Raw genomic sequence first — 14039 nt, 5'->3', positions numbered from 1 at the left:
GCCGGGCTGTGGTTCCGGCGCGGTCGTCTCGTCATGGTATCTCCTGTTCACGGCATCTAAGCCGAAGTCAGGCAGAAATTCCACTTATCCCCGCTGTTCAAATTTCCCGAGCCAGCTCTGTCGGCCAATCAGGCGTGCCAAGCGTAAAACGGCGGCGTCGGCTATGGTTAGGTCGCTGCTCCTCGTCCTTCCGATATCCGGGGGAGGGCACACTGCGATACTGATTTTCTGTCGCTTGAGCGTCATCGTCTCGGAGGTCCACGCTGGGAAGTCGGCGGAACCATCGAGACCCCGAAAACTGGAGCAAGAAAAGGGGGAAGGCATACGCGTGCGATGATCAGGATGTTGTGGCGTAGAAAAAGGATGGCTTTAGAGTGCGGTCGTGCTCGGTGGGCAGTAGGGCATAAGGGGGAGCGCATAGAGATATTGGTGACAGCGCTAATAAGATTCAGAGGAAAATATGCTCCAGGTGCGGCTGATGACGGCGGGTCGAGCTCGCCGCCTGGCGATCATGGCGATGGACAAGGTGGGCATGGCGGCATCCGCAATCGCAGCATAACGAACACCCCGGAAGGCTACATTCTGGACGGAATAGGGAAGCAGTGCCGCTCCCAACCCGGCGGACACCAGCGACAGCATGGTTAGCGCCCTGGTCGCCTCTTGGACGATCCGCACATCAAGGCCTGCCTTCGTAAAGATGTCGAGAATGCGCGCGTGCAAAACTGGCCCTTGGGCTGCAGGAAACAGGATCAGCCCAAGCGCTGCAATCTGTGCCAGGGTGACGCCATTCGTCTGGCCATCGTCAGGAAGCACAGCGACGCTCTCTTCGGTCGGAAACTCTATCACGTCGAGGCGATCGGCCGTTCCTAACGGAGGATGAACAAAGCCGATGTCGATAGTTCCATTGGCCAATGCGTTGAGCTGTTGGTTGGTGGAAAGCTCTATGAGCGTTGGTTGGATGTTCGGATGGGCCTTCCTTAACCGGGAAAGAAGTTGGGGAAGCCGCTCGTAAAGGGCAGCTGAGACAAAGCCTATCCTGACGACGCCGGCCTCGCCGCCATCTGCTGCCCGTGCAATAGCCAAGGCTGAATCGGCATGCTCCACGGAAGCACGCGCCTCTGCGATGAACGCTGCGCCAGCCCGCGTGAGGGTTAAGCGCCGGTTGGCGCGCTCGAACAGCCGGACGCCGAGTTCCTTCTCCAGGCGCCCGATCGACTGGCTGAGCGGGGGCTGTGCCATGCCGAGGCGCTCGGCTGCGCGTCCCATGTGGAGCTCATCGGCGACGGCGAGGAAATGACGAAGATGACGTAATTCCATATCGTGATGATATCAAAAAACAAGATTTGTATCATCGATCTATTTTCAGAACGCACGCATTTTTACGTCGAGCCACATCATCGTCGTTGGGATGCCATGTACAGAGATATTACCGTCCTCATTCTTGCAGCTGTTGCGGTCCTCGCGAGAGGCCCTCTTATTGCGAGCGAACCGCTCGTTGTGAGAAAGGATCGCTTCGTCGATTTGCTTTCGGGGGAGCGCCTGTTTGTCCGGGAAGTTCGGCTGCCCGGCGCTCCAGCGGAGATCAATTCCGCTGTTCTTCTTATCCATGGTGCGCGCGTACCCGGCATCGCATCCTTTGATCTACCGGTCGCAGGCGGCTCGCTTGCCGCCGATCTCGCGGCAGCGGGACATCTTGTCTACATCCTTGACGTGCGCGGATATGGAGCCTCAAGTCGGCCATCCGCCATGGACCAATCGCCGGGGACCTCGGCTCCGCTCATGCGAACCGGCGACGTGGTCGCCGATATTGCCGCAGCGATCGATGCCATCATCGAATGGAGCGGAGATCCCAATGTCAGCATTCTTGGCTGGGCGACGGGTGGCCATTGGGCTGGCGCCTACGCGGCTAAGCATCCTGAGACTGTCGACCGGCTGATTCTATACAATACGCTCTATGGAGGCACGAACGAGCACGCTGCTCTTGGTCTTGGCTCGCCACTCGACGATCCTCAAAACCCGGGAAGCTTCAATGCGGCTGCCTTTGGCGGTTACAGGTTGAACTCGCGCGCGAGCCTATTCACCGCGTGGGACAACAGCATTCCAGCTGCAGACAAGACATCGTGGCGGGACGAACACGTCGCCAGCGCCTATGCGGATGCAGCACTCGCTTCGGATGAAACTTCTGGCGCTCGGCAGCCCGAGGCCTTTCGCTCGCCCAGCGGGGCTCTTGCCGACAGTTTCGAACTGGCGCTCGACAGGCGGCAATGGCGCGCCGCCTCTCTTGCTACTCCGGTGCTCGTCATCCGTTCTGAACTGGACTTTTGGAGCCGGCCGCAAGACGCAAAAGCCATGTTTGAGGAGGCCCCCCAAGCCGAGCTTGTGACTATTCCGAACGCTACACATTTTGTGCACCTTGATCGCGATGAAGCCGGACGTGGTGCATTCCTCGCTGCTGTTACTCGGTTCCTGGAACCGTTAGCATCAACCGTGCTGAAACGAGGGTGAAAAGCCATGAGGTTGAACTTCGCATTTCTTGCTGCCTCTGTCGTTTGGACCTTTGGGCCTCTTCCTGTGCTCGCACATCATGGCTGGACTTATTTCGACACGAGCCGGGTCCTTTATCTTGAAGGGCATGTCGTCTCTGTGAGATGGGCAAATCCACATCCCGAAATCGTCCTGCGCGTGACCTCGACACCAACGGTTCCCGATTTGTCGACTGTTCGAATGCCACCTGAAGAAAATGGCCTTTTTCGAACCATGCCGGCCTTGCCTGTGCCGATGAAACTTCTTCCACTTGAGGTCGACACCCCTGAATACACTATCGTTCTTGCACCACCGTCGCGCCTTGAGGATTGGGGGATGGCCGAAAGCGATGCCGCGCCCGGGAACCGGTTCCGGATGATCGGTTACGTCGCGTGCGATAACAATCATGAGTTCAGGCCTGAGGTTGTCATCTTCGATGACAGTCGCGCCGTTCGTCAACGCTCTGTGCCCGTCCCTCCAACGCCGTGCTCTTGAGTTGGCGCGATGCTGGAGCTTCTGCAATCCCTACCGCTGTCCGATATCATTCGCCGCTCAACCTGGGTGTTCCCGGCATTAGAGGTAATGCATTTGACGGGCATCGCGCTTCTATACGGCACAATTCTTGTTGCCGATCTCACATTGCTTGCCGTCTTGCGCGCGTCGTCGTTACTGGCTGCTGTTCCAGCGCTCCTTAACGTCACCAAGGCAGGCATCGTTCTTGCGGTACTGTCAGGAAGTCTTCTCTTCATTTCAGATCCGCTGGAGTTCTGGAACAATCCGGCATTCCGTCTGAAGATTGCCGCCTTCGCAATTGCGATGGGCAATGCGATCCTCTTCCAGAGCTATCTGTCGGAGAAACGGCAAGGCGGGCGCGGAAGCGCGGTCAGAAGGCTTTCGATCGCATCGTCTCTCGTTCTTTGGAGCGGCATATTAATTCTTGGGCGAGCGATTGCTTATGTCTGAGCATCGGTCGTGTCGTTGTGATCAGAAGGTCTGTGTTCAAGGCCTTTCGATTTTGCACATTCTGATCCGGTTCTTTGTGCTCGGCTTCCGCTGCGCTCACGCCGTCCGGCTTTCCTAAGGGCGTCTGCCCTCGCGCGGGCAAGGGTAAAGCGCGCCGCGTCGCGCCATCCGGGGTGGTCTCCCCAACCTTCCGCGCGGTTACGTCTTTCAGCATTTCCGTAACTGTGGAAATCCGCTTGTGCAGGCCGGGTGATCCCCCTCCACCCCGGCCGCCCTTGCCCTCGCTACCCCGGTCTCGCCGACGGGCAGGGTTGCAGCGCAGCGCTGCGCTCCAACCCAAGCCCATAAGGAACAAGACCATGACGACCATCGCCATCGAAACGACCGAAACAACCACCGCCGAGGTTTTCATTCCACTGAACAAACTCAAGAAGCACCCGAGTAACGCCCGCAAAACGCCCCACAGCGAGGCTTCCATCGAAGCTAAGGCGGCGAGCATCCATGCCAAGGGCATTCTGCAAAACCTTGTGGTGGAACCAGAGGTTGACGCAGAGGGAACCGCGACCGGTTTTTATCTCGTCAGCATCGGTGAAGGCCGTAGGTTGGCGCAGCTGCTGCGTGTGAGGCGCAAGCAGATCAAGAAGACCGAGCCGATCCGCTGCGTCATCGACACCGTGAATGACGCGAGCGAAATCAGTCTGGACGAGAACGTCACCCGCGAAGACCTCTCGCCTGCCGACCAGTTCGAACGCTTTCGCGAGCTTGCCGAAACGCGCGGTTGGGGCGCGGAAGAAATCGCGGCCCGGTTTGGCGTGACCGCCCATGTCGTTCGCCAGCGTATGCGCCTCGGCGCGGTCAGCCCCAAACTGATGCAGGTCTATCGCGATGGTGGGCTGACCCTTGACCAGTTGATGGCCTTTGCCATCGTGGACGATCCGGCCCGGCAGGAGCAAGTCTACGAGAACCTGTCCTATAACCGGGAGCCGTGGATCATCCGCCGCGACCTGACCAAAACCAACATCGCTGCAACGGATCGCCGCGCGATCTTCGTTGGTGCGGCGGCCTATACGGAAGCGGGTGGCATGATCCTGCGCGACCTGTTCACCGAGGACCGCGGCGGCTTCTATGAGGATGCCGCTTTGCTCGACCGACTCGTCATCGAGAAGCTGGAGCGAATCGCGGAAACCATAAAAGTTGAAGAAGGCTGGAAGTGGGCTTCGGTTCATATCGATTATCCGCACGGCAACGGCTTTCGCCGCATCTATCCGCATCCGGTGGAATTGTCGGAGGAAACGGAGGCAGCCTATGCCGCCGCGCAAGGAGAATACGATGCGTTGACCGAGCGGTATGAAAGCGCCGAAGAATTGCCCGATGACGTCGATCAGCGGTTCGCAGAGCTTGAAGCCGAGATCGAGCGCATCGATGCCTTACGTCACACCTACGATGCCGACGAGATCGCGGGTGGCGGCGTGTTCGTCATACTATCCCATGATGGAGAAGCCCGCATTGAGCGCGGCTTCGTCCGGGCGGAGGATGAAAAGCCTGATACCGAATGCGATGCGGGCGGCGAAGCTGGCGGTGTGGTGGATGGTGTTCGCGTTAACGGCGACGGTGAGATTATCGACGATGGCGACCGTGACGAGGCAGGCAACCCGGTTTCTGTGCTCAAGACGGAGGAAGAGGATGCCGGGGATGCGGGCAAGCCACTTTCGGACAGTCTCATTCGCGATCTGACCTCTCACCGGACGCTCGGCCTGCGCCTCGCCTTGGGCGAGCAGCCGGATATGGCGCTCATCGCCGTCACCCATGCTCTGGCGGCGCAAACGTACTATCGCGGGGTGGACGCTGCATGCCTCGAAATCCGCCCGACCAGCAGCTATCTCGCGTCCCACGCGGACGGCATCGAGGACACGGCGGCGGGCAAGGCGCTGGCCGATCGTCATGCTGGATGGGCGGTGGATATGCCACGTGATGTGGCTGATCTGTGGGGCTTCGTTGCCGGTTTGGACCATGCCAGCGTCATGGCGCTGTTTGCCCATTGCGCATCGCTCACCGTCAACGCGGTCAAGCAGCCTTGGGAGCGCAAGCCGCATGCCTATGCGACGGCCGACAAGCTGGCGACGGCGGTGGTGCTCGACATGACGGCGCATTGGACGCCCACCGTGCGGGCCTATCTCGGCCGCGTCACCAAGGCGCACATCCTTGCCGCCGTGCGGGAAGCCGTTAGCGACGAGGCGGCGGAGCGGATCGCGAGCTTGAAGAAGACGGATATGGCGGATGCTGCCGAGCAGCTTCTGGCCGGAACCGGCTGGTTGCCCACCGTCATGAGGACGGCGCGGCCCGATTGGCTGGGCGACCGCCACGAGGATGATACCATCCAGATCGCCGCCGAGTGAGGATCGGGCCGGGATCGCATCTGCGGTCCCGGCCTTCCTCATTGTCGAAATCACAAAAATTCCGGTCGCGCGGTGTTCACCACGCGACCGGCTGACCTCGACTGTCCGATGACGGCGACCGTCATAGACGTTATGGAGAACCATATGATTGCCGTGGTGTTGTTGAGCGTTGCCCTGATCGCAGGAATGTGCGCCCTGGCATACATTCTCGCCGTCTATGCCTTGCCATTTGTGCTCGGAGTACAAGCGGCGCGCTTCGCTTACGCGACAGGCTCGGGCCTGATCGGCGCGGGGCTCGTCGGCCTCCTCGTCGGCGCAACCGCTTACGGACTGCTGGTGTTCGCCTTCGCGTCGTTGCACTCACCGATCCTGCGGCTCATCATGGCTCTGGTGTTTGCCGTGCCCGCCGCCATTGCGGGCTACGCCCTTGTGCACGGCGTCACGCGCGAAGCCGTGCCTTCCGAGGTCTGGCGGCAAGTCTTCTGCATCATCGGAGGCAGCTTTGTGGGCGTGTCGGCGCTTATGCGATTGGCCGCATCATCGACGCGGCCCCAAACCTGACCCGTTCGGGTCGCGTTTGGAGTGAGCCTCTGAAGCTAAACCCATGGGACACGGAACAACCGATGTGCTTCGCGGGCCTTATATACGGCGCAACGTGTCATCCGGCCTGCATACAATCAGTGCATCTGTTGTTGTATGCGCTTGAGCGATGTTCCGCTTGCATACGCACAAGCTTTAATTGAGAGTCGTTATCCGAATAACCGAAAATACAAAACGACATTTGATGGCAGGATATGACCCAAACAAACGCCTCTGAGACAACCATTCGCGACGGATCTTCGTTAGCGGAGAGCGTTTATCAACAGGTAAAACAAGCAATTGTGACGGGAGCATTGGCGCCACGTCTTCAGGTCACCGAGCAACAAATTGCGGCACGACTGAATGTAAGCCGAACCCCGGTACATCAAGCGGTTGTGTTGCTGGAAAAAGAGGGCTGGCTCAGGCAACTGCCAAAGAGAGGGCTATATATCTGTGATCTCAATGCGACCGAAATGCAGGACATCTATGAGGTCCTGATGGGTCTGGAGGGAATCGCTGCAGAACGTTTGGCCGCTCGCTCGAAGCCAGCCGATGACCACATTGACGAACGGATCGAGGAGGCCGCGCTCGAAGCGGAAAACGCCCTCGAAAGAGACGATCTCTCGGCATGGGCCGATGCCGACTATAAATTCCATACCATGTTGGTTGAACTATGCGGGAACCCGCAGCTTGTCCGCCTTGCGCGGTCAGTGATGGAGAAATCCCATCAAGCGCGATTGGTGACACTTGAGCATCGGCCAAGACCTGAACAAGCGACGAAGGATCACAGAGAGATCGTGCAAGCGATCAAGTTGCGCGATCCAATCGCAGCCCGTGAAGCTTTGATTAGTCATCGCAAGAAGGGCATAGAAACCCTTATACCGATATTGAGAAAAATGCGGTCACGGTCAACGTTTCTCGACGACTGACACGTATAGCAACTCAAAGACAATCAAGACGGCAGGCACCGCTGCTTTTAGCCTCTTCTCGGTCCGATGATCGAAGAATTTCTCCGTCGTTCGGTGACCATATCTAAGGGCGATCCAATTGTTTTCCTAAGTCGGCCGATTAGCGCGGGGATGCTGATCGACGCCGTAGGCCTGTTGCTGCAATAGCTTCCACCGCACCTGGTCGCTCGGAACAGTTATCCACGACATACGAAGACTGCATGACGCCTGTGGCCGGTGCAGTCACTCGTCTTCATTCTTGAGCAATGACATTCGGCTCCGGCCACGAATGTGGTTTGGCTTGCGCCCTTAATCTCTGGAGCGCGTTCGGTCCCATCTCAAGGCTCCAACGCTCTTTCCTTGCATCAAAAGTTCGACGTCCAAATATTTCCACGCCGGATGCATGCATCTATTGCATTCGTATAATGCATTCTTTATTGGTTCGTTGGGAAATAGGTTTAGGAGGAGCCCCTTATGAAAAATTCTGCAGTGTTTCAGATCGCTCTGATGCCAGGTGATGGGATTGGCCCAGACGTGGTCAACGCCGCCGTCCAAGTCATGGACGCCGCGGCAAAGAAGCACGGTTTTGACCTCAACTATTCAACCTATGAAGCCGGCGCGGGCTACTATCAAAGGACCGGAAAGCCGATGTCCGATGAAGACATTGTAGCCGTGGGTGAGGCGGATGCCGTGCTGCTGGGAGCAATGGGTCTCCCGACGGTCCGCAAGGCAGATGGTACAGAAATTGCGCCTCAGATTGACCTGCGCGAGCATTATGGTCTGTTCGCAAGCCTTCGACCCTGCATTTTGTTGCCGGGCGTGGAAACACGCATGAAAGTCGACAAGGTCAATGTGCTCGTCATTCGAGAATTGACTGAAGGGCTTTTCGCCGGCCGCCATGACGAAATTGAAGTCAACGAGGAAAGCTGCAGCGATCGCCTCGTGATTACCCGGGCGACATGCGAAAAGCTTTTTACGCTCGCCTTCGAGCAGGCGCGGCTGCGCCGTGACACACAGGGAACTCCTGGTCACGTCACGCTTCTGGACAAGGCAAACGTCCTGCGTAGCAACGCCTTTATGCGCAAATGCTTCGACGGCGTGGCAATGCGTTATCCGGATATTGGCAGTGATCGCATCTACATCGATGCGGGCTCCATGATGTTCGTTACAAACCCGGAACGTTTCGATGTCGTCGTCACCGAAAACGTCTTCGGTGATATTGTCTCCGAAATCGCGGCGGGTGTCGTCGGTGGCCTCGGTGTTGCGCCGTCTGGCGACGTTAGCTTCACGCATGGAATCTTTCAGCCTTCGCACGGCTCCGCTCCGGATATTGCAGGCAAAGGTATTGCCAATCCTGTCGCGACGATCCTTTCCGGTGCCATGATGCTGGATTGGCTGGCAGAGAAAAAGGGTGTGCCGGAAGCGGCCGCAGCAGCTACCGATATTCGCAGTGCGGCCGCGAAGGTCCTTTCGTCCGGCCCCAAGACAGGTGACATTGGCGGAAAATCGGGTACCGAAGAAGTAACTTCTGCGATTGTCTCTGTGCTCTCTGACATGAGCGTGGCCGCGTAAGGAGGGGTGACATGTCTAAAGTAACTATAGTCGGCTGCGGCGCGATGGGTTCTGTATATGCTGCGTTGATGGCAGATGCAGGACATGAGGTACACGCCGTCACCAAGTGGCCCGACCATGCGCAGGTCATGAATGACAAAGGACTGCGCGTCGAAGGCGCCAGCGGAGATCGGACTGTCAGGTTGGCTAGTGTTGGTACCTCCACGGACGGTATCGGGACAAGTGATCTTGTCATCATCGCGACAAAGGCCTTCGATGTTGATGCGGCTGCCAGATCGTCCACCTCTCTGATAGGCGAAAACACAGTTGTGCAGACCATCCAGAATGGGATCGGGTCTCCGGAGGTCGCGGCGGAATCGATTCCGTCCAACCGCATCGCGATTGGCGTAGTCGGCGGTTTCGGCGCATCCATGCGTGGTCCAGGGCATGCACACCACAACGGGATGGAGATGATACGCTTCGGCGCCTTGAATGGGCTGCCAAAAGATCATTTGGAGGCCTCAGCGGAAATCTGGCGCTCCGCCGGTTTTACGGTTGCCCTGTTTGAAGACGTCAAACAGATGGTCTGGGAGAAGTTCATCATGAACGTGTGCTTTTCAGGCACGACTTGCTCCACCGGTTTGACAATTGGAGAAGTCATGGCGAACCCTCATGCCTGGAGCGTTGCGGAAGGATGCTGCAGGGAGGCGATCGCGGTCGCAAAAGCCGCCGGCATAACGCTGGACGTCGGCGATCCAATCGAACACGTGCGCAAACTCGGGTCGAAGATTCCCAACGCGAAGCCGTCAATGCTTCTCGATTACAACCTCGGTCGCAGGGGAGAAGTCGACGCGATCAACGGCGCAGTGTCGCGCCTCGCCAAACCGTACAGTATCGCGACACCGATCAACGACACTGTCGTCGCGATCATAAAGGCGCGCGAGTCGAAGTTTACCGACTAACAAAAAAGCAAATCCTTTTATCAAGGCGAACGGGGGGAGGACCCCGTCCGCCAATGGTTCCGCACGGCATCGTATCGGGAGGTAATGATGCAAGATGTTTTCGTACTTGCGAACAGTGGCTTCGCAATTCTTCTTATCATTTTTCTAATCATCTATCTGCGTGTAAACCCGCTCATCGCTCTCGTGGCAGGTCCGCTTTATCTGGGGCTGTCATCAGGGATAAGTTTCGATGACACGGTCAAAGCCATAACGACTGGCTTTGGCGATCTCATGGCCCGTATCGGCCTGTTGATTGGCTTCGGTGTTATGATCGGCGCTTTCATGCACCGCATGGGTGTATTCGAACGCGTCGTCGCAGCCATCCTGCGCGTCTTCGGCAAACGGCAATCGCCTTACGCATTTGCAGGCATCTTAACCGCGGTCTTCCCGCCTATCTATACCGACGTCCTCCTGGTTATTTCCGCCCCACTCGCGAGAATGCTCGCGAAAGCGATCGGAAAGAACGGAACTCCGATGATGGCTTCGGCTGTCGGGGTTGGCATGGAGCTCGCGCTCGTGATGGTCGTCCCAGGCGTAGCGGCGCTCGCCTTGTCGGCAGTTTTGAAGGTGGATTTGGGCACAATGTTGGTTTACGGCCTGGCGGTCGGCCTGCCCACAGCTCTCATTTCGCTATACCTGTACTCGCTCCTTCTCAAGATCGGGCTTTGGAATCCGGAAATGGATGAGATTCCGAATGAAGAGGAGGTTTTTGCCGAGGCAGACGCAAAAGCGGATCAGTCACTGTCCAATCCGCCGCTGTCCAGCCCACCGCTCGCAATCTCTTTGCTGCCTGTACTTGCACCTCTGGTCATGATCGCATCAGGAGCACTCAACAAGGCACTTAAGCTCGACCAGCCCATTTTGGCGGCGATTGGGAATTCGACCTTCGCGTTGTTCACGGGTCTCGTTATCGCATTTATCGTCAGTCGCTTCACGTTATCTGAAGAGCAGCGATCAAGCGCCGTCTCCGCCGCTTTCAAGGAGAGTGGTCAGATCCTTCTTCTGACTGGTGTCGCAGGTTCTCTATCGGCGGTCGTCGGGCTCACTGATCTCGGGCATATTCTTTCTGGCTATTTTGCCGCTCATTCGGCTGCGCCGCTGTTGCTTGTCTGGCTTGTGGCATGTGTACTGCACATTGCGATCGGCTCGGTTTCCGTTTCGGCAATTACCGCAGCAGGACTGCTTGCGCCTGTCGTCGCCACGTTGGGCGTGTCTCCTGTGTGGGTGGCATTGGCCGCTGGTTCTGGATCATTGTTCCTTATTCATGTCACCAGCAATACCTTCTGGTTGATGCAGGCATTGATGGGAATGACGCTCCGAGGAACGCTAAAAACTTTCAGCTTGTCGGTCTCAATCGCATCGGTTGTCTCACTGGCGATCATCTTACTGCTCAGCAATGTGATGTGAACAGGGACGTTGCCCCACGGGCCGCGCTTTTGGCTGCGCCGGAACCACGCCGAAGGCGCGTTTCCGGCATTCGGCTTTAATCGCTAACGCAAAGCGTGGCAGTTGTGGTTCCCTGATGTAGCCCCGCTCCGGTGAGCGAATGGAATAATGACAGCTCTTAGAGCGCCTGCAGCCGAACCATGCTGCCAGCCTCTCCGTTCTCCCCATCGACATCGATAGTCGCGTCGCAGCGCGGACGACGGATCGTCCATTGGGGGAGTGGTCACGTTGACCTGTTGGGAAGATTTCTCAGCCAACCATCTATAGCGCCCGTGAAGAGGTTGAATCGGGGACGAAGCTCGGGTCCGCCTACCGAGGATCGAAACGCCCTTTCTGCAGAAAGCGGGGAGGGTTGAACCACGCTGGAGTTTCCCCGTTCTTATGCTCGGCACCGGGGCCGATAGTTGCCATTTGTGTGTTCCTTAGATTTCTCCTTTCAGCCACACCCATGGCGTCCTCGAATGGATTGGGTCTGACCGAAGACCGGCTGCGCCTCGCTCGTCTTCCCGCAACGTCCGTCGGCCGCTTTTTTCCGCCGCCTGCGGCTTTGCATCGCGAAACAAAAAAGCTGCCGCCTGCCGCCTTCCACTGCGTTGCAGCCCTTCGGGTGCGGGCCGATCGTCCCCGGTCGCACGACCCCCATCGAGGTCGCGATGGGCGCGGCCAGATGCGAAAAAGGAACACGACAATGGCAACTATCGGTACCTTCACCAAGAACGAAAACGGCGCAGGCTTCACCGGCGCGGTCAAAACCCTAACCCTCAACGTCAAGGCCAAATTCATCCCCACCGAGGGCGAAAGCGAGCGCGGTCCTGACTTCCGCATCTTCGCCGGAGCCACGGAATTCGGTGCCGCCTGGAAGAAAACTGCCCGCGAGACGCAGCGCGAATATCTCTCCGTCAAGCTGGACGATCCGAGCTTCCCGGCCCCCATCTACGCCAGCCTGGTCGAGGGCGAGGAAGGAGAAGCCCTCAATCTCATCTGGTCGCGCCGCAGCGGCGACTGAGGCCGGACACCTCCAGAAACCCCGCTCACCGTAGCGGGGTTTCTCTCACTCGCAAGTTAGCGTTGTCACACAGCAGGCATTCGTTCCTTGCGCACCGAATGCGCGACCGCATTGGCGCCGGCTTGCTCTGCTTGACACGCAGCTCTCGCACCTTGACAAGGTAGCTTGTGCCGTTTCGAAGCCTGCCGCCAAGAGGGAAGTGTTAGTGGCGCGCCAGCAACATCATCGACTGATGAGATGAGATTTAAGGCCTTTGGGATAAAGCTTCGGCTTTCCATCGACATCTAATTCTTGCGGATCATACCAAGCTGCGGTCATCAAGGCACCATCATCCTCCTGAAATCTAATTCGTTCTTGGCCCTCGAACGCTCCTTCGGGAAACGCGAGGTCAAAAATGAATAGGATTTCGTGGCGGCGTTCTCCCTCATGGACGAAGACATTCTCAAGTACCAAAGGACCTGCGAGAACGGAAACATCAGTGTCGATTTCCTCTTTGAACTCCCTGATAACTGCATCTCTTGCGGACTCGCCAAACTCGACGCTACCGCCCAGTGGACGAACGCCTTTTAGCCGTCCTTCATGATCGTAAACCTCAAATGCCAAGAGCCTGGGACCTCGCCAATGTAGGCCGAGAGCTTTGATGCGGATCACACTGGATTTTGAGGTGGTTGTCATTCTTTTCCGGCTATCGCAATCGCGTCCATCCCGCAACAGATCAGAGCTTACCCGATCGCAGGATTCGGAGCTTATTACTTCACCTTGCAAACCCACGGCAGCAGTTCATCGATAGGGCTCTGTTTATCGCCATTGACGATGGCGGTGAGTGTGCTCGTCAGGCAGCGTTGCAGATCGCCAGGATGATAAGCTATTCACGACATGGTTAACCCAAGTAGGCAGTGTCGAATTGCATCATGACCTAATCTTCTCCTCGGTCTCCGCTAAGCTCCTCTATTTGTCTTGCACGAAGGTGATGATCGAACGGGTGGTGCCGGGCCAGTTGGGCATCTGCCGCCACGGCGTCAGCACCTCCAGACGGTCGCCTTCGAGGCGGAACTCACGGCACTGCACGGTGCCGACCCACTCCGGATTCCACGCTGCCTCAACCTGTGTACACCACTCATTGCCCTGAATCTGCTCGATACCGGTATAGGCGACCAGCGTGTTCAACAACTCTGCCTTCTCTGGGTCAGTCTTGCCGCTCTTCCTGCCTTCACCTGTCAGGACGAAGGCCACGCGGTGATCCGCGGTAAAGATCACGCGTCCGGTCGGATGGTCTCCCATCGCCGGAATCTTTTTGCCTGTGTCCTTTGCTTCAACCTGATATCCGATCAGCTTCCAGGATCCTGTAAGTGACGTTTCCTGTGCCCGTGCCGACGCAAAAGCGGTCGCAGCCAATATGATGCTCAAGGACACCACTCGTTTCTTTGTTTTCATATTGTTCATGCTCTCCGATTGATTTGTCGATTTGTGGCCTCAGTCCTCACGCATCGGTCCAGCCACTCAAAGCAAGCCCTCTACACAGGCGGGTCGTCCATATGGACGCCTATCCCGCATTTCTTAAGCTCTTTGGAGGAGAAAATTGATTAATTAATGTTGCGAGTTGTTTAGAAATATTTCGGTTTGTATA

13 protein-coding genes are annotated in these 14039 nt (G+C 57.4%); 10 read left to right on the top strand and 3 right to left on the bottom strand.

Annotated elements, in window-relative coordinates:
- Window positions 1-438 precede the first annotated feature (438 nt).
- Window positions 439-1317, bottom strand: a complete 879-nt coding sequence (locus OK142_RS22965; RefSeq protein WP_498685443.1) for a LysR substrate-binding domain-containing protein — start codon at window positions 1315-1317, stop codon at window positions 439-441.
- A gap of 6 nt (window positions 1318-1323) precedes the next feature.
- On the opposite strand from OK142_RS22965, the gene OK142_RS22960 reads away from it, so the two are divergent.
- The 10 genes from OK142_RS22960 to OK142_RS22915 all read left to right on the top strand — a co-directional run bounded on the left by OK142_RS22960 (window position 1324) and on the right by OK142_RS22915 (window position 12412).
- Window positions 1324-2505 carry an alpha/beta fold hydrolase gene (locus tag OK142_RS22960; RefSeq protein ID WP_498685441.1) on the top strand — a complete coding sequence of 394 codons (1182 nt, stop codon included), beginning with the start codon at window positions 1324-1326 and terminating at the stop codon, window positions 2503-2505.
- A 6-nt stretch (window positions 2506-2511) separates the two neighbouring features.
- Window positions 2512-3018, top strand: coding sequence for a DUF6152 family protein (locus OK142_RS22955; RefSeq protein WP_498685439.1), 507 nt, complete (start codon window positions 2512-2514; stop codon window positions 3016-3018).
- Window positions 3019-3027: 9 nt separating this feature from the next.
- Window positions 3028-3486, top strand: a complete 459-nt coding sequence (locus OK142_RS22950) for a hypothetical protein (protein WP_498685436.1) — start codon at window positions 3028-3030, stop codon at window positions 3484-3486.
- Window positions 3487-3845: 359 nt separating this feature from the next.
- Complete coding sequence (locus OK142_RS22945; protein WP_498685434.1) at window positions 3846-5882, top strand: ParB/RepB/Spo0J family partition protein; 2037 nt, start codon at window positions 3846-3848, stop codon at window positions 5880-5882.
- Window positions 5883-6026: 144 nt separating this feature from the next.
- The gene (locus OK142_RS22940; protein ID WP_498685432.1) at window positions 6027-6443 is read left to right on the top strand and encodes a hypothetical protein; all 417 of its coding nucleotides are present in this window, start codon (window positions 6027-6029) and stop codon (window positions 6441-6443) included.
- A gap of 233 nt (window positions 6444-6676) precedes the next feature.
- Entirely contained in the window at window positions 6677-7390 is a 714-nt protein-coding gene (locus OK142_RS22935) for a GntR family transcriptional regulator (RefSeq protein WP_498685430.1), read from the top strand.
- A gap of 492 nt (window positions 7391-7882) precedes the next feature.
- Entirely contained in the window at window positions 7883-8980 is a 1098-nt protein-coding gene (locus tag OK142_RS22930; protein WP_498685428.1) for an isocitrate/isopropylmalate dehydrogenase family protein, read from the top strand.
- 11 nt (window positions 8981-8991) lie between these two features.
- On the top strand, window positions 8992-9921 hold the full coding sequence (locus tag OK142_RS22925; protein WP_498685426.1) for a ketopantoate reductase family protein: 930 nt from the start codon (window positions 8992-8994) through the stop codon (window positions 9919-9921).
- Window positions 9922-10005: 84 nt separating this feature from the next.
- The gene (locus tag OK142_RS22920) at window positions 10006-11367 is read left to right on the top strand and encodes a GntP family permease (protein ID WP_498685424.1); all 1362 of its coding nucleotides are present in this window, start codon (window positions 10006-10008) and stop codon (window positions 11365-11367) included.
- Between the two features lie 727 nt (window positions 11368-12094).
- Window positions 12095-12412, top strand: coding sequence for a DUF736 domain-containing protein (locus tag OK142_RS22915; RefSeq protein WP_498685422.1), 318 nt, complete (start codon window positions 12095-12097; stop codon window positions 12410-12412).
- Window positions 12413-12634: 222 nt separating this feature from the next.
- On the opposite strand, the gene OK142_RS22910 is transcribed toward OK142_RS22915, so the two are convergent.
- A complete protein-coding gene (locus OK142_RS22910; protein ID WP_498685420.1) occupies window positions 12635-13087 on the bottom strand; it encodes an NUDIX hydrolase in 453 nt (150 codons plus the stop codon).
- Between the two features lie 273 nt (window positions 13088-13360).
- Window positions 13361-13855, bottom strand: coding sequence for a lipocalin-like domain-containing protein (locus OK142_RS22905; RefSeq protein WP_498685418.1), 495 nt, complete (start codon window positions 13853-13855; stop codon window positions 13361-13363).
- Window positions 13856-14039: the final 184 nt, after the last annotated feature.

This window comes from Agrobacterium sp. BT-220-3, assembly GCF_025910175.1.
Classification (GTDB): Bacteria; Pseudomonadota; Alphaproteobacteria; order Rhizobiales; family Rhizobiaceae; genus Agrobacterium; species Agrobacterium oryzihabitans.
The sequence above is the reverse complement of the archived record's forward strand: the minus strand, read 5'-3'. Positions and strand labels throughout refer to the sequence as shown.

Coding starts and splice junctions, on each gene's coding strand:
- OK142_RS22965 (WP_498685443.1), bottom strand. CDS start 1,317: ATGGAATTACGTCATCTTCGTCATTTCCTCGCCGTCGCCGATGAGCTC.
- OK142_RS22960 (WP_498685441.1), top strand. CDS start 1,324: ATGATATCAAAAAACAAGATTTGTATCATCGATCTATTTTCAGAACGC.
- OK142_RS22955 (WP_498685439.1), top strand. CDS start 2,512: ATGAGGTTGAACTTCGCATTTCTTGCTGCCTCTGTCGTTTGGACCTTT.
- OK142_RS22950 (WP_498685436.1), top strand. CDS start 3,028: ATGCTGGAGCTTCTGCAATCCCTACCGCTGTCCGATATCATTCGCCGC.
- OK142_RS22945 (WP_498685434.1), top strand. CDS start 3,846: ATGACGACCATCGCCATCGAAACGACCGAAACAACCACCGCCGAGGTT.
- OK142_RS22940 (WP_498685432.1), top strand. CDS start 6,027: ATGATTGCCGTGGTGTTGTTGAGCGTTGCCCTGATCGCAGGAATGTGC.
- OK142_RS22935 (WP_498685430.1), top strand. CDS start 6,677: ATGACCCAAACAAACGCCTCTGAGACAACCATTCGCGACGGATCTTCG.
- OK142_RS22930 (WP_498685428.1), top strand. CDS start 7,883: ATGAAAAATTCTGCAGTGTTTCAGATCGCTCTGATGCCAGGTGATGGG.
- OK142_RS22925 (WP_498685426.1), top strand. CDS start 8,992: ATGTCTAAAGTAACTATAGTCGGCTGCGGCGCGATGGGTTCTGTATAT.
- OK142_RS22920 (WP_498685424.1), top strand. CDS start 10,006: ATGATGCAAGATGTTTTCGTACTTGCGAACAGTGGCTTCGCAATTCTT.
- OK142_RS22915 (WP_498685422.1), top strand. CDS start 12,095: ATGGCAACTATCGGTACCTTCACCAAGAACGAAAACGGCGCAGGCTTC.
- OK142_RS22910 (WP_498685420.1), bottom strand. CDS start 13,087: ATGACAACCACCTCAAAATCCAGTGTGATCCGCATCAAAGCTCTCGGC.
- OK142_RS22905 (WP_498685418.1), bottom strand. CDS start 13,855: ATGAACAATATGAAAACAAAGAAACGAGTGGTGTCCTTGAGCATCATA.